Annotated in this window: 18 protein-coding genes; 17 read left to right on the forward strand and 1 reads right to left on the reverse strand. The window is 62.4% G+C overall.

Annotated elements, in window-relative coordinates; all coding sequences use genetic code 11:
• Window positions 1-304: 304 nt before the first annotated feature.
• The 17 genes from leuC (at window position 305) to RTQ46_RS19785 (ending at window position 19,411) form a co-directional block, all read left to right on the forward strand.
• On the forward strand, window positions 305-1,708 hold the full coding sequence (leuC, locus tag RTQ46_RS19705; RefSeq protein ID WP_312439281.1) for a 3-isopropylmalate dehydratase large subunit: 1,404 nt from the start codon (window positions 305-307) through the stop codon (window positions 1,706-1,708).
• Between the two features lie 158 nt (window positions 1,709-1,866).
• On the forward strand, window positions 1,867-1,989 hold the full coding sequence (locus RTQ46_RS19710; protein WP_312439282.1) for an entericidin A/B family lipoprotein: 123 nt from the start codon (window positions 1,867-1,869) through the stop codon (window positions 1,987-1,989).
• A gap of 53 nt (window positions 1,990-2,042) precedes the next feature.
• Window positions 2,043-2,690: a 3-isopropylmalate dehydratase small subunit gene (gene leuD, locus RTQ46_RS19715; RefSeq protein WP_312439283.1), complete on the forward strand. Its 648-nt coding sequence runs from the start codon at window positions 2,043-2,045 to the stop codon at window positions 2,688-2,690.
• An 84-nt stretch (window positions 2,691-2,774) separates the two neighbouring features.
• Window positions 2,775-3,845 (forward strand): 3-isopropylmalate dehydrogenase, encoded by a 1,071-nt coding sequence (gene leuB, locus RTQ46_RS19720; RefSeq protein WP_312439284.1) that lies wholly within the window; start codon window positions 2,775-2,777, stop codon window positions 3,843-3,845.
• A gap of 45 nt (window positions 3,846-3,890) precedes the next feature.
• Window positions 3,891-5,018, forward strand: a complete 1,128-nt coding sequence (gene asd, locus RTQ46_RS19725) for an aspartate-semialdehyde dehydrogenase (protein WP_312439285.1) — start codon at window positions 3,891-3,893, stop codon at window positions 5,016-5,018.
• A gap of 245 nt (window positions 5,019-5,263) precedes the next feature.
• Window positions 5,264-7,822 carry a FimV/HubP family polar landmark protein gene (locus tag RTQ46_RS19730; RefSeq protein ID WP_312439286.1) on the forward strand — a complete coding sequence of 853 codons (2,559 nt, stop codon included), beginning with the start codon at window positions 5,264-5,266 and terminating at the stop codon, window positions 7,820-7,822.
• A gap of 94 nt (window positions 7,823-7,916) precedes the next feature.
• Window positions 7,917-8,747: a tRNA pseudouridine(38-40) synthase TruA gene (truA, locus tag RTQ46_RS19735; protein ID WP_312439287.1), complete on the forward strand. Its 831-nt coding sequence runs from the start codon at window positions 7,917-7,919 to the stop codon at window positions 8,745-8,747.
• Between the two features lie 12 nt (window positions 8,748-8,759).
• Window positions 8,760-9,440, forward strand: a complete 681-nt coding sequence (locus RTQ46_RS19740; RefSeq protein ID WP_312439288.1) for a phosphoribosylanthranilate isomerase — start codon at window positions 8,760-8,762, stop codon at window positions 9,438-9,440.
• Entirely contained in the window at window positions 9,437-10,684 is a 1,248-nt protein-coding gene (trpB, locus tag RTQ46_RS19745; protein ID WP_312439289.1) for a tryptophan synthase subunit beta, read from the forward strand. Before RTQ46_RS19740 ends, trpB begins: the two co-directional genes overlap by 4 nt.
• 76 nt (window positions 10,685-10,760) lie before the next feature.
• Window positions 10,761-11,558 carry a tryptophan synthase subunit alpha gene (gene trpA / locus RTQ46_RS19750; RefSeq protein ID WP_312439290.1) on the forward strand — a complete coding sequence of 266 codons (798 nt, stop codon included), beginning with the start codon at window positions 10,761-10,763 and terminating at the stop codon, window positions 11,556-11,558.
• Window positions 11,559-11,770: 212 nt separating this feature from the next.
• A complete protein-coding gene (gene accD, locus RTQ46_RS19755) occupies window positions 11,771-12,643 on the forward strand; it encodes an acetyl-CoA carboxylase, carboxyltransferase subunit beta (RefSeq protein ID WP_010400390.1) in 873 nt (290 codons plus the stop codon).
• Between the two features lie 108 nt (window positions 12,644-12,751).
• Window positions 12,752-14,050, forward strand: a complete 1,299-nt coding sequence (folC, locus tag RTQ46_RS19760) for a bifunctional tetrahydrofolate synthase/dihydrofolate synthase (protein ID WP_312439291.1) — start codon at window positions 12,752-12,754, stop codon at window positions 14,048-14,050.
• A 21-nt stretch (window positions 14,051-14,071) separates the two neighbouring features.
• Window positions 14,072-15,091: an SPOR domain-containing protein gene (locus tag RTQ46_RS19765; RefSeq protein ID WP_312439292.1), complete on the forward strand. Its 1,020-nt coding sequence runs from the start codon at window positions 14,072-14,074 to the stop codon at window positions 15,089-15,091.
• Window positions 15,092-15,111: 20 nt separating this feature from the next.
• Window positions 15,112-15,600, forward strand: a complete 489-nt coding sequence (locus RTQ46_RS19770) for a CvpA family protein (RefSeq protein ID WP_312439293.1) — start codon at window positions 15,112-15,114, stop codon at window positions 15,598-15,600.
• Window positions 15,601-15,640: 40 nt separating this feature from the next.
• The gene (purF, locus tag RTQ46_RS19775) at window positions 15,641-17,164 is read left to right on the forward strand and encodes an amidophosphoribosyltransferase (RefSeq protein WP_312439294.1); all 1,524 of its coding nucleotides are present in this window, start codon (window positions 15,641-15,643) and stop codon (window positions 17,162-17,164) included.
• Window positions 17,165-17,275: 111 nt separating this feature from the next.
• Complete coding sequence (locus RTQ46_RS19780; RefSeq protein ID WP_312439295.1) at window positions 17,276-18,532, forward strand: cystathionine gamma-synthase family protein; 1,257 nt, start codon at window positions 17,276-17,278, stop codon at window positions 18,530-18,532.
• 105 nt (window positions 18,533-18,637) lie between these two features.
• Window positions 18,638-19,411: a sel1 repeat family protein gene (locus tag RTQ46_RS19785; RefSeq protein WP_312439296.1), complete on the forward strand. Its 774-nt coding sequence runs from the start codon at window positions 18,638-18,640 to the stop codon at window positions 19,409-19,411.
• 78 nt (window positions 19,412-19,489) lie between these two features.
• On the opposite strand, the gene lexA is transcribed toward RTQ46_RS19785, so the two are convergent.
• Window positions 19,490-19,946, reverse strand: a 457-nt coding sequence (lexA, locus tag RTQ46_RS19790) for a transcriptional repressor LexA (protein WP_312439297.1), incomplete at its 5' end; no start/stop codon positions are given.

A 19,946-nucleotide genomic window follows, 5' to 3' on the forward strand; every position in this document is an offset into this window, starting at 1 on the left:
CTTCCTCGATATTATTGTCAAAATACAATACACGAAAGCTGCTGAGAATCCCATGATTTTGCAGGGCTGCCGTGATTGCTTCGGGCCAGCGCCTGCCTGACCCGCCGCGCTGCCACAAGATGGGCTGAATCGGCAATTTTCAGCTCAAATCCAACATCGTGACCAAACTTTGTATCGCCAATCCCACGGATGGGCTGCTTTCGGTTCTGTGGCGGGCAAAATATGGCATAATCCTTGTGGATCACCGTATGAATCCGGACTCACTTGATCACTTACTACAGGCTGTGGCAATGCTGCATAACTCATGATGAAGACGCTTTACGACAAACTCTGGGAATCCCACGTGGTGCGCGCCGAAGAAGATGGCACGACCATTCTGTATATCGACCGGCACCTGGTGCACGAAGTGACCAGCCCGCAAGCGTTCGACGGACTACGCGACGCCGGGCGCCAGCCGTGGCGCATTTCCGCCAACCTGGCCGTTGCCGACCATAACGTGCCGACCACCAGCCGCGCCGATGGCATTGCCGACCCGGTGTCGCGCCTGCAGGTCGAAACGCTGGACAAGAATGCCAGGCACTATGGCCTGACCTACTTCAACATGAACGACAAGCGCCAGGGCATCGTGCACGTGATCGGCCCCGAGCAGGGCGCGACCCTGCCCGGCATGACAGTGGTCTGCGGCGATTCGCACACCTCGACCCACGGCGCGTTCGGCGCGCTGGCGCACGGCATCGGCACCTCGGAAGTCGAGCATGTGCTGGCCACGCAAACCCTGCTGCAGAAGAAATCGAAATCGATGCTGGTGCAGGTCGACGGCGCGCTGCCGGCCGGCGTCACCGCCAAGGACATCGTGCTGGCCATTATCGGCAAGATCGGCACGGCCGGCGGCACCGGCTACTGTATCGAGTTCGGCGGCTCGGCGATCCGCGCGCTGTCGATGGAAGGGCGCATGACGGTGTGTAACATGGCGATCGAGGCGGGCGCGCGCGCCGGCATCATCGGCGTCGACGACACCACCATCAACTACGTCAAGGGCCGTCCGTTTTCGCCGGCCGGACCGCACTGGGACCGCGCGGTGGCCTACTGGCGCACCCTGCATTCGGACCCGGGCGCGCGTTTCGACCTGGTCGTCACCCTGAACGCGGCCGAGATCGAGCCGCAGGTCACCTGGGGCACTTCGCCTGAAATGGTGGTCGGTATCGATGGCCGCGTGCCCGATCCCGACAACGAAAAGGACAGCGTCAAGCGCGACGCCATCGAAAAGGCGCTGGTCTACATGGCCCTGACGCCGAACACGCCGATCTCGGACATCCGCATCGACAAGGTGTTTATCGGTTCGTGCACCAATTCGCGCATCGAAGACCTGCGCGCGGCGGCCGCCGTGGTGCGCGGCAAGTACCGTGCCTCGAACGTGACGCTGGCCATGGTGGTGCCGGGCTCGGGGCTGGTGAAGGACCAGGCCGAACGCGAAGGCCTGGACCGCATCTTCAAGGATGCCGGTTTCGAATGGCGCGAGCCGGGCTGCTCGATGTGCCTGGCGATGAACGCCGACCGCCTGGAGCCGGGTGAACGCTGCGCCTCGACCTCGAACCGCAACTTCGAAGGCCGGCAAGGGCAGGGCGGACGCACGCATCTGGTGTCGCCGGCGATGGCGGCAGCGGCGGGGATTGCCGGGCATTTTGTGGATGTGCGTGGATTGCGATGAGTTAAACATACTGCGTGGTAACGCAGCTGAAATCAGGGGGCAGACCCGCCGGGCGAAGTTTTTCCAGTGGAAAAACTTCCGATCCGCAAGGACTGACCCCAGCTTCGAGCCGCTGAATTACACTAACGCTACCTTTAGCTCAACACCTGAAAAACAACATGAAAAAACTCATCGCCCTCCTGATCGCCACCCTGGTCCTGGCCGGCTGCAACACCGTCTCCGGCTTCGGCCGCGATGTGCAGAAAGTCGGCCAGGTCGTCACTGGCGCCGGCGGAAAATAACCCTGTGACGGTGCCGGTGCCTGGCGCCGCCCGTCCTACCGAGTACATACAGCATGGATAAATTTACGATTTACGAAGGCCTGGTCGCGCCGCTGGACCGCGCCAATGTCGATACCGACGCGATTATCCCGAAGCAATTTTTGAAGTCGATCCACCGCAGCGGCTTCGGCCCCAACCTGTTCGACGAATGGCGCTACCTCGACCATGGCGAGCCGGGCCAGGACAACAGCCGCCGTCCGCTCAATCCGGACTTCGTGCTGAACGAGCCGCGCTACCAGGGCGCCTCGATTTTGCTGACGCGCAAGAACTTCGGCTGCGGTTCCTCGCGCGAACACGCGCCGTGGGCGCTGGACCAGTATGGCTTCCGCGCCATTATCGCGCCGTCGTTTGCCGATATCTTCTTCAACAACTGCTACAAGAACGGCCTGCTGCCAATCGTGCTGTCGGAAGCGCAGGTCGATCACCTGTTCAATGAAGTCAAGGCCTTCCCCGGTTATAAACTGGTGGTCGACCTGGAACAGCAGCGCGTGTCGACCAGCAACGGCTCGGTCTCGTACCCGTTCCAGATCGACGCCTTCCGCAAGTATTGCCTGATGAATGGCCTCGACGATATCGGATTGACCCTGCGCCACGCCGACGACATCCGTGCCTTTGAAGAGCGCCATTTATCGAGCCAGCCCTGGCTTGCCAACACCATTTAAATAACATGCCCGAGAAAACGTCCATGGCTGCGTTGCCTTGCCTTTAACGTTTTTCAGGCACGTTCAAATCATTTATAGGTAAACATGAAAATTGCTATCCTGCCCGGCGACGGTATCGGTCCCGAAATCATCGCCCAGGCCGTCAAGGTCCTCAATGTCCTCGGTGAATCGTTTGAACTGGAAACGGCGCCAGTCGGCGGCGCCGGCTATGCCGCGCACGGCCACCCGCTGCCGGAAGGCACGCTGGCGTTGGCCAAGGCGGCCGATGCGGTGCTGTTTGGCGCCGTCGGCGACTACCAGTACGACAACCTGGAGCGCCAGTTCCGTCCCGAGCAGGCGATCCTGGGCCTGCGCAAGAACCTGGGTCTGTTTGCCAACCTGCGTCCGGCGATCCTGTATCCGGAACTGGCGGGCGCCTCGACCCTGAAGCCGGAAGTGGTCTCGGGCCTCGACATCCTGATCATCCGCGAACTGACCGGCGACATTTATTTTGGCCAGCCGCGCGGCGTGCGCGAGTGCCCGGACGGTCCTTTCAAGGGCCAGCGCGAAGGCTTCGACACCATGCGCTATGCGGAAGGCGAAATCCGCCGCATCGCCCATGTGGCGTTCCAGGCCGCGCAGAAGCGCGACAAGCGCCTGACCAGCGTCGACAAGGCGAACGTGCTGGAAACGTTCCAGTTCTGGAAAGACATCGTCACTGACGTGCACAAGGAGTATCCGGACGTCGCGCTCGACCATATGTATGTCGACAACGCGGCCATGCAGCTGGTGCGGGCGCCGAAGAAATTTGACGTGATGGTGACCGGTAACATGTTCGGCGATATCCTCTCGGACGCGGCCGCCATGCTGACCGGTTCGATCGGCATGCTGCCGTCCGCTTCGCTCGACGCCAGCAACAAGGGCCTGTACGAGCCGTCGCACGGCTCGGCACCCGATATCGCCGGCAAGGGCATCGCCAATCCGCTGGCCACCATTTTGTCGGCGGCCATGATGCTGCGCTATTCCCTGAACCGCGCCGAGCAGGCGGACCGGATCGAGGCGGCCGTGAAAAGCGTGCTGGCGCAGGGCTTGCGCACCGCCGATATCCACGAAGCGGGCACGACCTTGGTTGGCACCGAAGCGATGGGTGATGCAGTTGTAAAAGCGTTGGGATAAAATTATTCAATGACGGCATTCGCCGTCTCTTCTCGAGGAATGGTAATGAAATTAGTAGGCTTGGTAGGTTGGCGCGGTATGGTCGGTTCGGTCCTGATGCAGCGCATGCAGGAAGAGGGCGATTTCGCCCATATCGAACCGGTATTTTTCACCACCTCGAACACGGGCGGCGCGGCGCCGGCGATGGCGAAGAATGAAACCATCCTCAAGGATGCCAACAATATCGCCGAACTGTCCAAGTGCGACATCATCATTTCCTGCCAGGGTGGCGACTACACCAGTGCCGTCTTCCCGCAGCTGCGCGCAGCCGGCTGGGATGGCTACTGGATCGATGCGGCGTCGACCTTGCGCATGGAAAAAGACGCCGTCATCGTGCTCGACCCGGTCAACCTGCACGTGATCAAGGATGCGCTGGGCAAGGGGGTCAAGAATTATATCGGCGGCAACTGCACCGTGTCCTGCATGATGATCGGCCTGGGCGGCCTGTTCCAGCACGACCTGATCGACTGGATGACCTCGATGACCTACCAGGCAGCCTCGGGCGGGGGCGCGCAGCACATGCGCGAACTGCTGACCCAGTTCGGCACCATCAACAGTTCCGTCAAGGCGCTGCTGGAAAACCCCGCCTCGGCCATCCTGGAAATCGACCGCCAGGTGCTGGCAACCCAGCACGGCTATTCGCCTGACGAGATCAAGCAGTTCGGCGCGCCGCTGGCCGGCAACCTGATTCCATGGATCGACAAGGACTTGGGCAACGGCCAGTCGAAGGAAGAATGGAAGGCCGGCGCGGAAACCAACAAGATCCTGGGCCGCGGTGCTGATTTTGGCAGCAAGGAAATCGCCGTCGACGGCCTGTGCGTGCGCATCGGCGCCATGCGCTGCCACTCGCAGGCACTGACCATCAAGCTGAAAAAAGACGTGCCGCTCGATGAAATCAACGACATTATCGCCAGCAGCAATGAATGGGTGAAACTGGTGCCGAACACGCGCGAAGCGTCGGTGCGCGACCTGTCGCCGGCGGCTGTCACGGGCGGCCTGACGATCCCGGTGGGCCGTGTGCGCAAGATGAGCATGGGCGGCGAATACCTGTCGGCCTTCACCGTGGGCGACCAGCTGCTGTGGGGCGCGGCCGAACCGCTGCGCCGCATGCTGCGCATCCTGCTCGATAACTGATTGCACGGCTGAGGCAGCAGGCAGAACCGGCCGGGGCGCAGTCCCCGGCTTTTTTTCGTCCATGCCCCTTGCCGCCTCAACCATGTGGCGCTTGCATCCCCATGGGCATGATGATATGTTGATACCTCTGGAAAAGTAACTGTTTTCCCATGTCAACTAAGATGCCGCCAATTATGCCTGTACACACTCGTCCCCGGGTCGCCTCCCTCGCCTTCAAAACACTCGCCAGCGCAGCTGCCTGCACGATGTTGTTGTCACCGGCGGCATATGCGGCCCAGCTGGGCAAGATTACGGTACTGTCCGCCGTCGGCCAGCCGCTGCGCGCGGAAGTGGAGCTGACGGGCGTCAAGCCAGGCGAAACCGCGACCCTGCTGGCCAAGCTGGCGCCGCCCGATGCATACCGGCAGGCGGTGGTCGACTTCAATCCGGCGTTGAACAACCTGACGTTTGCCGTCGAGACGCGCACCGGCACCCCGTTCATCCGCATCAGCTCGGCGCAGCCGCTGACCGAGCCGCTGGTCAACCTGTTGCTGGAACTGAGCGGCAAGGGCGGCGCGCAGACGCGCGAATATGCATTTGTGCTCGATACGCCCGAAGCGCGCCAGACGCGCGGCCCGCAGGTGGCAGCGCCGGTGCAGCCGGGCAAAGGCCTGGGCAGCGGCGCGGCAGCGGCCGCACCGGCACCGGCCGCCGCGCCTGCCGCGGCAGGCGACAGGAAAAAAGCCACCGACTACCGCGTCAGACAGGGCGATACGCTGAGCCGCATCGCCAGTCAATTCAAGCCGTCCGGCGTGTCGCTCGACATGATGCTGGTGGCCTTGTACCGCGCCAATCCGGACGCCTTCAAGGGCGAGAACATGAACCGCATGCAGGCCGGGCGCATCCTGGCCGTGCCGTCCAGCGAGACCGTGCGTGCACTGGACGGCGCCGAAGCCAAGGGCGTCGTGACGGCGCATGCGCTGGACTTCGAAGCCTACCGCAGCAAGCTGGCGGGGCAGGTGGCAAGCGGCCGGCCGACGCGCGCGGCGCAGGCCACGCAAAGCACGGGTGGCAAGATCGGCGCGACCAAAGTGGAAGAGAAGCCGACCGCGGCCAGCGAAGCGCAGGACAAGCTGAAACTGTCGAAAGCCGAACCGGCTGCCAAGGCAGCAGGCAAGAGCACGGTGGCCAGCGAGGAAGAAAAGATCGCCAAGGCCAAGCAGGTGGAAGAAGCGGCGGCACGCGTCAAGGAGCTGGAGAAGAATGTCAGCGACCTGGAACAGCTGATGGCGGTGAAGAACAAGGCGATGGCCGACAAGAGCGCGCCATCGCCGGCCAAGCCTGATGAAGTGGCTGCCAGCACCCCGGCAGCCACGCCGCAGCCTCCGGTGCCGAAAGCCAAGCCGGTGCCGCTGGCCAGGAAGCCATCGCCGCTGGAACCCTCGTTCGCCGACAAGATCAACGAGCACCTGGGCGCGATCGGCATTGCGCTGGCGGCGCTGTTTGCGGCCGCTGCGGCACTGGTCATCGCACGGCGCAAGAAAGACGCACCGCCACCGCACGACCATATCGCGCCGGTGCTGCCGCCCGATGCACCAGCGTCGCCGGACGTTCCTGCACATGAGCTGGGACACGAGCTGGCGGCGGAAGACCAGCAGTCCGAAGCGCGCAACCAGCTGTTTGGCGCGGGCGCTGCCGCCGCCGGCGCCGGCGCTGGCGTGGCGGCGGTGGCCGGCGCCGCTGCGCTGGCCGGCGCCGCTGCGCTGGCCGCGAACGAAGTCGATCCGGTGGCCGAAGCCGACGTGTATATCGCCTATGGCCGCGACGGCCAGGCGGAAGATATCCTCAAGGAAGCCCTGCGCGCCAATCCGGACCGCCATGCGGCACGCCTGAAACTGCTGGAAATCTACTCGGCGCGCAAGGATGTGGCCGCGTTCGAAGACCAGGCCAGCGAACTGTACAGCCAGACCCGCGGCCATGGCGATGAATGGCCGCAAGCGGCCGCCATGGGCGCCGCGCTCGATCCGACCAATCCGCTGTATGGCGACGCCGATGTGGACGCCGTGGTCAGCCTGACCAAGCCGACCGAGGAGGCGCTGCGCGGCCAGAGCGTGGACGTGCCGTTGAACGACAGCACATTCGACCTGCCGCCGCCGGCCGAATCCGCGCCGGCCGCCGCTGCGGCCGCAGCCGTGCCGGTGCGCGACGAGCGCCATCCGCTCGATTTCGATCTGGACAGCCTGGACTTCGAACCGGTATCGACCAGCGATCCGATCGTGATGCCTGGGCCTGCCAACGGTCCCAACAAAGGTTCCGGCAATGGCCTGGCTGCCACGCCGTCCGCGCTCGATGTCGACGATGAGGCGCAGTACGACGCCAGCATGGATTTCGGCCTGGACCTGGAGCCGCCAGCCGGTCCCGTCAACGGCGTCGGGCCTGGCCTGACGCCATTGCCCGATCCCCTGAAAAACGTCGACCTGGCCGATTTCGATCTGGATTCGCCCGCCACGCCAGCCACGCCAGCGGCCGCAGCCGGCACGCCAGCGGCTGCCACGCCAGCCGAAACGCCACCGGCGCCACAGGAGTTCGACCTGACCGGCATCGACCTCGATCTGAATGACGGCAAGACGGCGGGCGCCAGCGCCGGCGTGGACGATCCGCTGTCGGCCATCCATATGGAAATGGATACCAAGCTGGACCTGGCGATTGCCTATCAGGAAATCGGCGACAAGGAAGGCGCGCGCGAGCTGATCGATGAAGTGATCAAGGGCGGCAGCCCGGAGCAGGTGGCCAAGGCCAACACGATGCGCGCTTTGCTCAGTTAAGCGACGCCCATGGCTGCGTTGCGTGCCCTGAACGCCGTCTCAGGCGCTTCAAGTGTTGGAACGCCTCAGGCTGGCTCGCCGGTATAATGCGGCAATGCAAAATATCATTGAAGCCGCGCCCTTGAAGCGCATCGCCCTGGGCCTGCAGTATGACGGGCTGGCCTGGCATGGCTACCAGAAGCAGGAAAGTGGCCTGACGGTGCAGGACCAGCTGGAAAACGCGCTGGAGAAATTCGCCCGCGTGCGCCTGGCCACCACCTGCGCCGGCCGCACCGACACTGGCGTGCATGCGCTGGAACAGGTGGTGCATTTCGATACCACCCTGACGCGCGACATCCATTCCTGGGTGCGCGGCGTGAATGCCTTCCTGCCCGCCTCGATCGCCGTGCGCTGGGCCAAGGAATTGCCGGGCGACCCGAGCGTCAACGATTTTTTCCACGCCCGCTTCAGCGCCCGTGCGCGTACCTATCACTACGTGCTGTACAACAATGCCACCCGCTCGCCGCTGGTGGAAGGGCGCGCCGGCTTCTTTTTCCGGCCGCTCGACGTGGCGCTGATGCAGCAGGCGGTCGCGCCGCTGATCGGCTGGCATGATTTCACGGCGTTTCGCGCCGCCCAGTGCCAGGCCAAGTCGCCCGTCAAGCTGATGCACGATATCCGCATCGAGCGCCGCGGCGACCTGGTCATCTTCACGATTACCGCCAATGCCTTTCTGCACCATATGGTGCGCAACCTGGTCGGCTCGCTGGTGTATATCGGCAGCGGCCGCGAAGCGCCGGAATGGCTGGGTTATCTGCTGGACAGCAAGGACCGCCATGCGGCCGCGCCCACCTTCATGCCGGATGGCCTGTACCTGGCGAAGATCGATTACGACCCGCAATGGGGCCTGCCGCAGGATGGCAGCAGCGCCTTGCCCTGGTTTTAAGGAAACACTTCCATGCCCCGCACCCGTATCAAGATTTGCGGCCTGACCCGCGTTGAAGACGTCCAGGCGGTGGTCGCCGCCGGCGCCGACGCGATCGGTTTCGTGTTCTATCCGAAAAGCCCGCGCTACGTGACGCCCGGGCAGGCGGCCAGCCTGATCGCCGCCATGCCGCCCTACGTGACGGCGGTGGGCCTGTTCGTCAACGCCAGCGTGGCCGAGGTGCAAGCGATCACTGCGGTCGCGCCGCTGGCACTGCTGCAGTTCCATGGCGACGAAACGCCAGAGCACAGTGCTGCCCTGGCGCAAGCCGTGCAGACGCCGTTCGTGCAGGTGTTCCGCGTCAGGCCTGACACAAGCCATCAGGATTTGCTAGAATACGAACAGCGCTATCGCGCCGCCAGTCCCTTGTTTTCCAGCCTCTTGCTCGATACCTATGTGGACGCCTACGGCGGTGCAGGAAAGGTATTTGATTGGTCCCTCGTTCCAGAAGAACTCGCGCCTCGGGTCGTTTTGAGTGGTGGCTTGAGCGTACACAACGTGACTGACGCAGTGGTGCGCGTACGCCCCTATGCCGTCGATATCAGCAGTGGTGTCGAAGCGGCCAAGGGTATCAAGGACGCGTCCAGGGTCCGCGCATTTATTGCCGCGGTACAGGACGCCGATACCATCATTGCCAGAGGAAACACCCCATGACCCAGCCATTCAACACCAGCGGCGCTGCGCCGCTGTTCCACGCCACCGAGTATGCTTTCCCCGATGCGCGCGGCCACTTCGGCCCCTACGGCGGCTCGTTTGTTGCCGAAACGCTTACGCACGCGCTGGCCGAACTGAAGGACGCCTATGCGCGCTACAGCGCCGATCCTGAATTCCTCGAAGAGTTTCGCTACGAGCTGAAACACTTTGTCGGCCGTCCGTCGCCGATCTATCACGCCAAGCGCTGGTCCGAGATGGCCGGCGGCGCGCAGATCTACTTCAAGCGCGAGGACCTGAACCACACGGGCGCGCACAAGATCAACAATGTGATCGGCCAGGCCCTGCTGGCCAGGCGCATGGGCAAGCCGCGCATCATCGCCGAGACGGGCGCCGGCCAGCACGGCGTGGCCACGGCTACCATCTGCGCGCGTTTCGGCCTCGAATGCGTGGTCTACATGGGCAGCGAGGACGTCAAGCGCCAGGCGCAGAACGTGTACCGCATGAAACTGCTGGGCGCCACCGTGGTGCCGGTCGAGTCCGGCTCCAAGACGCTCAAGGACGCGCTCAACGAAGCGATGCGCGACTGGGTCACGAATATCGAAAACACCTTCTACATTATCGGCACCGTGGCCGGCCCGCATCCGTATCCGATGATGGTGCGCGACTTCCAGTCGGTGATCGGCGAGGAATGCCTGGTGCAGATGCCGGAAATGACGGGCCGCCAGCCCGACTACGTGCTCGCCTGCATCGGCGGCGGCTCGAACGCGATGGGCATTTTCTATCCGTATGTCGACCAGAAGGACGTGCAGCTGATCGGCGTGGAAGCGGCCGGCGAAGGCCTCGACACGGGCAAGCATTCGGCCTCGCTGACGGCCGGCTTTCCCGGTGTGCTGCATGGCAACCGCACCTATCTGCTGCAGGACGCGCATGGCCAGATCATCGAGACGCATTCCGTCTCGGCCGGCCTCGACTATCCTGGCGTGGGACCGGAGCATTCCTGGTTGAAAGACTCGGGCCGCGCGCAATACGTGTCGATCACCGACGACGAAGCGCTGCAGGCGTTCCACGACTGCTGCCATATCGAAGGCATCATCCCGGCACTGGAATCGTCGCACGCGCTGGCCTACGCGGCCAAGCTAGCGGCAACCTTGCCGAAAGATAAAATTGTGCTGGCCAACCTGTCGGGCCGCGGCGACAAGGACATGCATACGGTGGCGGAACGCATGGGGTTGAATTTTAATTAACCCCAATATTGCGCAGGTCGGATTGGCGCGCCAGCGCGTAATCCGACATCTCTCACCGATTACAAGAAAGCCTCCCATGTCCCGTATCGCCGCAACCTTTGCCAATTTAAAACCCCATAACAAAACCGCGCTGGTGACCTTTATCACCGCCGGCGACCCCGGTCCCGACGCCACCGTGCCGCTGATGCACGCGCTGGTCGAAGGCGGCGCCGACGTGCTGGAGCTGGGCGTGCCGTTTTCCGATCCGATGGCCGAAGGCCCCGTGATCCAGCGTGCCTGCGAGCGCGCACTGGCATTCCATATCGGCATCCACGATGTGTTCGAGTATGTGCGCCAGTTCCGCCTGACCAACCAGAGCACGCCGGTGGTGCTGATGGGCTACGCGAATCCGATCGAACGCATCGGCAGCGCCGCCTTTATTGCCGCATCGAAAGAAGCGGGCGCCGATGGCGCCATCGTGGTCGATTATCCGCCCGAGGAATGCGAAGAGTTCGCCGCCGCCATGCGCGCCGGCGGCCTCGACCTGATCTTCCTGCTGGCGCCCACCTCGACCGAGGAGCGCATCGCGCAGGTGGCCAAGGTCGGTGGCGGCTTCAGCTATTACGTGTCCTTGAAGGGCGTGACGGGCGCCGGCAATATTGATACGGCGCAGGTGGCCGAACGGCTGGCGGCGATCCGCCAGCATGTCAAATTGCCGATCGGCGTCGGCTTCGGTATCCGCGATGCGGCCACCGCGCGCGCCGTGGCGGAAGTGGCGGATGCGGTCGTGATCGGCAGCCGCATTATCCAGGAAATCGAAAATGCCCCGCAAGGCGGCGAAGCCGAGGCCGTGCGCAGCTTTACGGCCGGCATCCGCGCCGCGCTCGACGCTTGAGCGGAATTGCTGTTCAGGCAATCATGCCAAGGCGGCAAAGTTCGACAGCCCGGCGATAAACGGCTACACTTCGGCCACTGAATCGGCGGTAGTAATGCAATGGATAACACGGGAGCGCCGCAAGACGCGGCCTTCCCATCATCGTTCGCCGGGGGCGTCCACCGACGCACCGACACGACATTCTTGCCCGACAAGGGTAACAGGAGAAAAATATGAGTTGGTTGGAAAAACTGCTGCCACCGCGCATACAGCGCTCTGACGCTGCCGCGCGCAAGACCATGCCGGAAGGCCTGTGGGTCAAGTGTCCGTCGTGCGAAGCCGTGCTGTACCGTACGGACCTGGAATCGAACCTGCACGTCTGCCCGAAATGCGACCATCACATGCGCATCCGCGCACGTGAACGCCTCGACAGCCTGCTCGACGCCGGCGGCCGCTATGAAATCGGCCAGGAAATCCTGCCGGTCGATACGCTGAAGTTCAAGGACAGCAAGAAATACCCGGACCGCCTGAAGTCCGCCATGGAAGCGACCGGCGAGACCGACGCGATGGTGGTCATGGGCGGCGCGATCATGAGCTTGCCGGTGGTGGTGGCGTGCTTCGAATTCGAATTCATGGGCGGCTCGATGGGCTCGGTCGTGGGCGAGCGCTTCGTGCGCGGCGCGCAGATCGCGCTGGAACAGAAGGTACCGTTCATTTGCATCACCGCCACCGGTGGCGCGCGCATGCAGGAAGGCCTGCTGTCGCTGATGCAGATGGCGAAAACCACCGCCATGCTGACCAAGCTGTCGGAAAAGAAACTGCCGTTCATCAGCGTGCTGACCGACCCGACCATGGGCGGCGTGTCCGCTTCGTTCGCCTTCATGGGCGACGTGGTCATTGCCGAGCCGAAAGCGCTGATCGGCTTTGCCGGCCCGCGCGTGATTGAAAACACCGTGCGCGAAAAACTGCCGGAAGGCTTCCAGCGCGCCGAGTTCCTCGTCACCAAGGGCGCGGTCGACATGATCGTCGACCGCCGCAAGATGCGTGAAGAAATTGCGCGTTTGCTGGCGTTGTTGCAGAACCAGGCTGTGGAAGTATTGGCTTAAGCAGCCCAACCCGCGAACAGCCGGGGTCGGACCCTCAGGGTCCGACCCCGGTCCCTGTCTTGGGTCTCATGTCTTTCCGCTTCGCGCACTCTAATCAAGAAGTCTCCCATGCAAAACCTCCCTACGTCATTGCCAGACTGGCTCGCCATGCTGGAAACCCGCCATTCGGAAACCCAGATCAACATGGGGCTCGACCGCGTGCAGGCCGTCAAGGCGCGCCTGCAGCTGGCCTTTGCCTGCCCCGTGATCATGGTCGCGGGCACCAACGGCAAGGGTTCCACCTGCGCCATGCTGGAGTCGGTACTGTTGCGCGCCGGCTACAAAGTGGGCCTGTACATCAAGCCCCACTTTCTTGACTTCAATGAGCGCGCGCGCGTGCTGGGCGAGATGGCCAGCGACGAGCAGCTCGTCGCCAGTTTCCAGGCCGTCGAAGCCGTGCGTGGCGACACGCCGCTGACGTATTTTGAATTCACCACCCTAGCGATCCTGCACCTGCTGTCGCACGCCAAGCTGGACGTGGCCATCCTCGAAGTGGGCCTCGGCGGCCGCCTGGACGCCGTCAATGTGATCGACGCCGACGTGGCCATCGTCACCAGCGTCGATATCGACCATACCGATTACCTGGGCGACACGCGCGAAGCGATCGGCTTTGAAAAGGCCGGCATCTTCCGCGCCGGCAAGTCCGCCATCTGCAGCGACCCGGTGCCGCCGCAATCGTTGATCGACCATGCGCAAGCGATCGGCGCCGACCTGTGGCTGATGGGCCGCGACTTCAATTATTCGGGCGACAAGCAGCAGTGGAACTATGGCGGGCGCGAGCAGCGCCGCAATTCGCTGGCCTACCCGAGCCTGCGCGGCGCCAACCAGATCCTGAACGCCACCGCCGTGCTGGCCGCGCTGGAAGTGCTCAAACTCAAGCTGCCGGTCGGCGCACAGGAAGTGCGCACCGGCCTGGTGACGGTGGAGCTGCCGGGCCGCTTCCAGGTCCTGCCGGGCCGCCCCAGCGTGATCCTCGACGTGGCGCACAATCCCCATGCGGCCTCGGCGCTGAACCAGAACCTGGGCAATATGGGTTTTCATCCGTACACCTATGCCGTGTTCGGTTCCATGCAGGACAAGGATATCGACGGCGTGCTGGCCGCCATGAGCGAACACGTCGATCACTGGTGCCTGACAGGCCTGCCATCGCCGCGCGCGGCCACGGCCTCCGAGCTGGCGGCCAAGGTACAGATCATGCTGGAAGACAAGCCTGACAGCGGCGATCATACCGTGTCTGTTTTCGACGACCCGGCACAAGCTTTTGCAAATGCAATGAGCCGGGCCGGTGAGAATGATAGAATTGTGGTCTTTGGTTCTTTCCTCACCGTTGCCGGCGTGATGAAGGCCAGGAAATCCTCACTTCACTGAAACACTGACTGAAAATGACGCATGGGCTTGTTCTCGAAACTGTTTAAAAACAAGCAAGAATCTTCTGGCGAAGACAGTGGCTTTTATGTTCCTGGCGAAGCACAGTCGCCGACCCGCAAGCGCGCCGCCAATACCGCCGGCGGCGGCGGCAGCCGCCGTGGCGGCCGCGATACGCCCGATCCTGCCCTGCCGGAAAAGAAACGTGCCCGCCGCCGCCTGATCGGCGCCATCGCGCTGGCCCTGGCCGTGGCGGTCGGCCTGCCGATGCTGCTCGATTCGGAACCGAAGGCGCCCGTCAACGATATCGCCATCGATATTCCGTCAAAGGAAAAAGTGGCGGTCGCGCCAGCGCCCGTGCCGGTGCAAGCCGCGCCTGCGACGACACCTGCGCCCGGCACTGCCAACAATGGCCTGGACCAGTCCGAGGAAATTGTCGATACGCCATTGCCTGCAAGAAGCAAACCGACGCCGATGCCGACGCCTGTACCTGCGCCTGCCACCGTGGTGGCGGCAGCCGAACCGGTCAAACCGGCCTATGTCGAGCCGAAACCGGTCAAGGTGGAGCCGAAACCGGAGCCGAAACGCGAGGTCAAGCCGGAGCCGAAGCCCGAGCCGAAACACGAGTCCAGGCCCGAGCCGAAGCACGAGGTCAAGCCGGAGCCGAAGCCCGAGCCGAAACCCGAGTCGAAGCCGGTCAAGGAAAAGTCCAGCGACGATGCGGCGCGCGCGATGGCCATCCTGGAGGGCAAGCCTGCCGCCAAGGCCGAGGCCAAGCCAGCCAAGGCGGAGGAAAAAGCCGCCGATGCCGATGGCGGCAAGTTCGTGGTGCAGGTCGCCGCGCTGGCGACACAGGACAAGGTCGACGAGTTGCAGGCGAAATTGCGCGACGCGGGCATCCATTCGTACACGCAGAAAGTGTCGAGCCCGGCGGGCCAGCGCATCCGCGTGCGCGTCGGACCGTTCGGCAGCCGCGATGAAGCGGAAAAAACCCGCGCCAAGCTGCAGAAGCTGGGCTTGGGCGGCAGCCTGGTGCCGGCATGAGTTCAGCGGGCTAGTCGGGCGTGACGATTTTCGATTACCTGGTGCTGTTCGTGCTGGCCACCTCGGTCCTGATCAGCACGATGCGTGGCCTGATCAAGGAGATCCTGTCGCTGATCAGCTGGGTGGTGGCATTTATTGCCGCCAATGCCTACGGTGCGACGCTGGCCAAATTCCTGCCTGCCGTGATCCCGGGCGAAGCCGTGCGTTTGCTGCTGGCCTTTGTGGTGCTGTTTATCGGCGTGCGCATTTTGATGGGACTGCTGGGCATGACGGTCGATGCACTGGTCAAGGTTACGGGCCTGAGCCTGGTGGACCGCATGCTGGGCAGTCTGTTCGGCGTGGCACGTGGCCTTGTAATTGTGCTGACCACCGTCATCTTGTGTGGCATGACCTCCATACCGCAACAGCCGTTCTGGAAGAACGCGTTGCTCAGTCCGCTCGCCGAGCAGGGCGCGCGCACCATCAAGCCTTATCTGCCTGCCGCCTACGCGCAGCATGTGAAATTTTGAATTTTTTTTAAAATCAGTAGCACAGTTACAGGAGCACACCATGTGTGGCATCGTCGGCGTCGTTTCCCATCAACCTGTCAATCAATTGCTCTATGATGCATTGTTGCTCTTGCAACATCGCGGTCAGGACGCGGCAGGGATTGCGACCAATCACAGCAGTATGTTTTCCATGCACAAGGCCAACGGTCTGGTGCGTGACGTCTTCCGCACGCGTAACATGCGTTCGCTGCAAGGCAATTCCGGCATCGGCCACTGTCGTTATCCGACCGCCGGTTCGTCGAGCGAAGAGGAAGCACAACCGTTCTATGTGAATGCGCCGTTCGGCATCACGCTGGCGCACAATGGCAACCTGACCAACTGGGAACAGTTGAAACAGGAAATGTTCAAGAACGACCGCCGCCATATCAATACCGATTCCGACTCGGAAGTGCTGCTCAACGTGCTGGCGCATGAAATCCACCAGGCCACCACCGGCCTGGTACTCGATCCGGAAGCCATCTTCAAGGCCGTGACCGTGCTGAACCGCCGCGTCAAGGGCGGCTATGCGGCCGTGGCGCAGATCGCCGGCGTGGGCTTGCTGGCCTTCCGCGATCCGCACGGCATCCGTCCACTGTGCCTGGGCATCAATGAAAGCGAGCAGGGCACCGAGTACCTGATCGCCTCCGAATCGGTGGCGCTGGAAGGCATGGGCTTCCGCTTCGTGCGCGATATCGCGCCGGGCGAAGCGGTGTTCATCGACGCCGACAAGAAACTGCACAGCCAGCAGTGCGCCGACAATGCCAGCCTGAACCCGTGCGTGTTCGAGTTCGTCTACCTGGCCCGTCCCGACTCCGTCATCGATGGCGCCTCGGTCTACGCCACGCGCCTGAAAATGGGCGAGTACCTGGCCGAGAAGATCCGCCGCGAACTGCCCGAAGGCGGCATCGACGTGGTCATGCCGATTCCCGACTCGTCGCGTCCGGCCGCCATCCAGCTGGCCCTGGCGCTGAACATCGAGTACCGCGAAGGCTTCATCAAGAACCGCTACATCGGCCGTACCTTCATCATGCCGGGCCAGGCGGCGCGCAAGAAATCCGTACGCCAGAAGCTCAATGCGATCCCGTCCGAATTCAAGGATAAAGTGGTACTGCTGGTTGACGACTCGATCGTGCGCGGCACCACCAGCCGCGAAATCGTGCAGATGGCGCGCGAAGCGGGCGCCAAGAAGGTGATCTTCGCCTCGGCCGCGCCACCGGTGATCTACCCGAACGTGTACGGCATCGACATGCCGACGCGCGACGAGCTGATCGCCTACGGCCGCACGACGGAAGAAGTGTGCCGCGAAATCACCGCCGACTACCTGGTCTACCAGGATATCGATGCTCTGAAACAAGCAATTGCCGACGTCAATCCGGCCCTGACCAGCTTTGAAGCGTCGTGCTTCGATGGCGTGTATGTTACCGGCGACGTGTCGCAGGACTACCTGGACCGCCTGGAATACGCGCGCCACAATCCGAAGGCCGCAGCGCCCGAAGACACGCCGCGTTCCCAGCTGAACCTGAATCTGGCAACCACGGAAGCATAAGTAACCTGCCCGGCACATGCCGGGCATTTTTTTGGGGTCGGACCCGCGGGGTCCGACCCCGGCATTTGCCGTTGGGTTTGCATGGCAAATCGCATATCCGGAATTTCAACCATGACCACCAAAAAAACCTACGGCTTTACCACCACCATCCTGCATAACGACCGCCGCAAGGGCATCGAACACGGTTCGCTGCACAAGCCCGTGCATACCTCGGTGGCGTTCGGCTACAGCGACGCGCGCCAGCTGGCCTCCGTGTTCCAGGGCAAGGAGCCGGGCTTTCGCTATGGCCGCCAGGGCAATCCGACCGTCTCCGCGCTGGAAGACAAGGTCAACCAGATGGAAGACGGCGTGGCCACCTTGTGTTTTGCCACCGGCATGGGCGCCATCGGCGCCGTGGTGCAGTCGCTGCTGCGCGCAGGCGACCATGTGGTGTCGTCGGCGTTTTTGTTTGGCAATACCAACAGCCTGTGGCAGACGGTAACGGGGCAGGGCATCGGCGTGTCGTTTGTCGACGCCACCGATATGGCCAATGTCGCCGCTGCCATCACGCCGCAGACGCGCATCGTGTTTGTCGAGACCATCGCCAACCCGCGCACGCAGATTGCCGACCTGGCGAAAATCGGTGAACTGTGCCGCGAAAATGGCATTCTGTATATCGTCGACAACACCATGACCACGCCGTATCTGTTCCGCCCGAAAGCGGTCGGTGCCGGCCTGGTGGTCAATGCGCTGACCAAGTCGATCGGCGGCCACGGCAATGCGCTGGGCGGCAGCCTGACTGATACTGGCGAATTCGACTGGAGCACTTACCCGAACATTTTCGAGAACTACAAGAAGGCAGCGCCAAAACAATGGGGCATCGCGCAGATCCGCGCCAAGGCCTTGCGCGACTTCGGCGCCTCGCTGGGTCCGGAAGCGGCGCACCATATCGCCGTCGGCGCGGAAACCATGGCCTTGCGCATGGACCGCACCTGCTCGAACGCACTGGCACTGGCGAGCATGCTGGAAGCCGATCCGCGCGTGGCGGCGGTGCACTATCCGGGTTTGCCCGCACACCCGCAGCACGGCATTGCCACTGAGCTGTTCCGCAGCTATGGTTCGCTGTTCAGTTTTGAACTGAAGGATGGGATCGACTGCTTCGACTTCCTGAACCGCCTGAACCTGGCCATCCCCGCCAGCAACCTGGGCGACACGCGTACCCTGGTCATTCCAGTGGCGCACACGATCTTCTACGAGATGGGGGCCGAGCGCCGCGCCAGCATGGGCATCGCCGAGTCGCTGATACGCGTGTCGGTCGGTATCGAAGACGAAGCCGACCTGCTCGACGATTTCCGCAGCGCACTGGGCGAGTCGTCATTGCGAGATTAATAAGGTTGCGCTTTTCATGAGAAACAGATTACATTTAAGTCTTGCGCCGCAATTCAGGACAAGCGCTGTAACGAATCTGTATCTGTTTCTCAATGGAGAGTAAAGATGAAAAAAATCGCATTCAGTATATTTTTGTTATTTTCTTGTGCGGCTTATGCCGATGAATTGGCTGACGCGAATAAACTGCTGGAAAATAAATCCTACCCGCAAGCTCTGGAGCTCTATAAAAAACTGGCGCAAAGCGGTAACGCGGAAGCGCAATTCCATCTGGGCGAAATGCATTTGTATGGTGAGGGGGTTGCCATTGATGCCGCGCGAGCCGAGCAATGGTTCGCACAGGCTTCCAAGGCAGGCAACAAGAATGCCGATGCTGCGCTGGCCTTGATCGCCAACCGCATCAAGCGCAAGGCCGATATTGACTACTACGTCAATGCCTATGATGGCAGCGATGTGGCCCTGAGCAAATTCAAGTGTGCCGCACCAACGATTCCGCAATTGTCCAAGAACAAGCGCCAGATCAAGGAAGTGGCGGGCAGCGTGGATGCGTGGATGGATTGCTATAACGGTTTCGTGAGTAATCTGAATTCGTTGCAGCCATCAGGCAAGGCGATTCCATCGGACATCGAAGCGCTGATGAATGAGCAGGAATTTGAGCAAGCCAAGAAACGCATGGACGCTGCCTACGCGCGCGTGATTGCGGAAGGTCAGGAGCAGGCGATGAAAATTTCCGCGCAGCGCGATGCCTGGTATGCCAGTACGGAAGCGTATGTAGTCAATGAGAATAAAAAAGTTCAGACAGAAAATGACATGAGCGAATTGGAGCGTTCGCGTAATGCTAATACGCCACAATGGGTGACGTGGGCGGTGCCGAACAAATAAGAAGAATTGTGCCGATTGCGGCCGTAAAAAAGGCGCTTGCCATGCAAGCGCCTTTTTTTATGGCCGAAGCAAACGATGTCAATGCCAGCTGCGCATCAAACCGACCGCAAGACCTTCCAGCGCAAACTCGTCTTCCGGCGACACGGTGATCACCTTGAAGTCCGGGTTTTCCGGGAACAGCTCGATCAGGGTGCCGGTCTTCTTGTAGCGCTTGACGGTGACTTCATCGCCGATGCGGGCGACGACGATCTGGCCATTCTTGGCACTGTCGACTTTTTTCACGGCCAGCAGGTCGCCATCCATGATGCCGGCGTCGCGCATCGACCAGCCGCGCACTTTCAGCAGGAAGTCGGGCTTGGCCGAGAACAGGGCCGGATCGACGTTGTAGCTCGCTTCCAGGTTTTCCTGGGCCAGGATGGGCGAACCGGCGGCGACGCGGCCGATCAGCGGCAGCGACATCAGCAGCGCAGCCGGCACTTTCGGCAGTGCCGGCTCGGTGACGGACGCGCCGATCAGGCGAATGCCGCGCGAGGTG

This window comes from Janthinobacterium sp., from assembly GCF_031995485.1.
Taxonomy (GTDB): domain Bacteria; phylum Pseudomonadota; class Gammaproteobacteria; order Burkholderiales; family Burkholderiaceae_D; genus Janthinobacterium.

What these genes read in the sequence shown, in the direction of transcription:
- leuC (WP_312439281.1), top strand. Translation starts at nt 305, where the DNA reads ATGATGAAGACGCTTTACGACAAACTCTGGGAATCCCACGTGGTGCGC.
- RTQ46_RS19710 (WP_312439282.1), top strand. Translation starts at nt 1,867, where the DNA reads ATGAAAAAACTCATCGCCCTCCTGATCGCCACCCTGGTCCTGGCCGGC.
- leuD (WP_312439283.1), top strand. Translation starts at nt 2,043, where the DNA reads ATGGATAAATTTACGATTTACGAAGGCCTGGTCGCGCCGCTGGACCGC.
- leuB (WP_312439284.1), top strand. Translation starts at nt 2,775, where the DNA reads ATGAAAATTGCTATCCTGCCCGGCGACGGTATCGGTCCCGAAATCATC.
- asd (WP_312439285.1), top strand. Translation starts at nt 3,891, where the DNA reads ATGAAATTAGTAGGCTTGGTAGGTTGGCGCGGTATGGTCGGTTCGGTC.
- RTQ46_RS19730 (WP_312439286.1), top strand. Translation starts at nt 5,264, where the DNA reads ATGTTGTTGTCACCGGCGGCATATGCGGCCCAGCTGGGCAAGATTACG.
- truA (WP_312439287.1), top strand. Translation starts at nt 7,917, where the DNA reads ATGCAAAATATCATTGAAGCCGCGCCCTTGAAGCGCATCGCCCTGGGC.
- RTQ46_RS19740 (WP_312439288.1), top strand. Translation starts at nt 8,760, where the DNA reads ATGCCCCGCACCCGTATCAAGATTTGCGGCCTGACCCGCGTTGAAGAC.
- trpB (WP_312439289.1), top strand. Translation starts at nt 9,437, where the DNA reads ATGACCCAGCCATTCAACACCAGCGGCGCTGCGCCGCTGTTCCACGCC.
- trpA (WP_312439290.1), top strand. Translation starts at nt 10,761, where the DNA reads ATGTCCCGTATCGCCGCAACCTTTGCCAATTTAAAACCCCATAACAAA.
- accD (WP_010400390.1), top strand. Translation starts at nt 11,771, where the DNA reads ATGAGTTGGTTGGAAAAACTGCTGCCACCGCGCATACAGCGCTCTGAC.
- folC (WP_312439291.1), top strand. Translation starts at nt 12,752, where the DNA reads ATGCAAAACCTCCCTACGTCATTGCCAGACTGGCTCGCCATGCTGGAA.
- RTQ46_RS19765 (WP_312439292.1), top strand. Translation starts at nt 14,072, where the DNA reads ATGGGCTTGTTCTCGAAACTGTTTAAAAACAAGCAAGAATCTTCTGGC.
- purF (WP_312439294.1), top strand. Translation starts at nt 15,641, where the DNA reads ATGTGTGGCATCGTCGGCGTCGTTTCCCATCAACCTGTCAATCAATTG.
- RTQ46_RS19780 (WP_312439295.1), top strand. Translation starts at nt 17,276, where the DNA reads ATGACCACCAAAAAAACCTACGGCTTTACCACCACCATCCTGCATAAC.
- RTQ46_RS19785 (WP_312439296.1), top strand. Translation starts at nt 18,638, where the DNA reads ATGAAAAAAATCGCATTCAGTATATTTTTGTTATTTTCTTGTGCGGCT.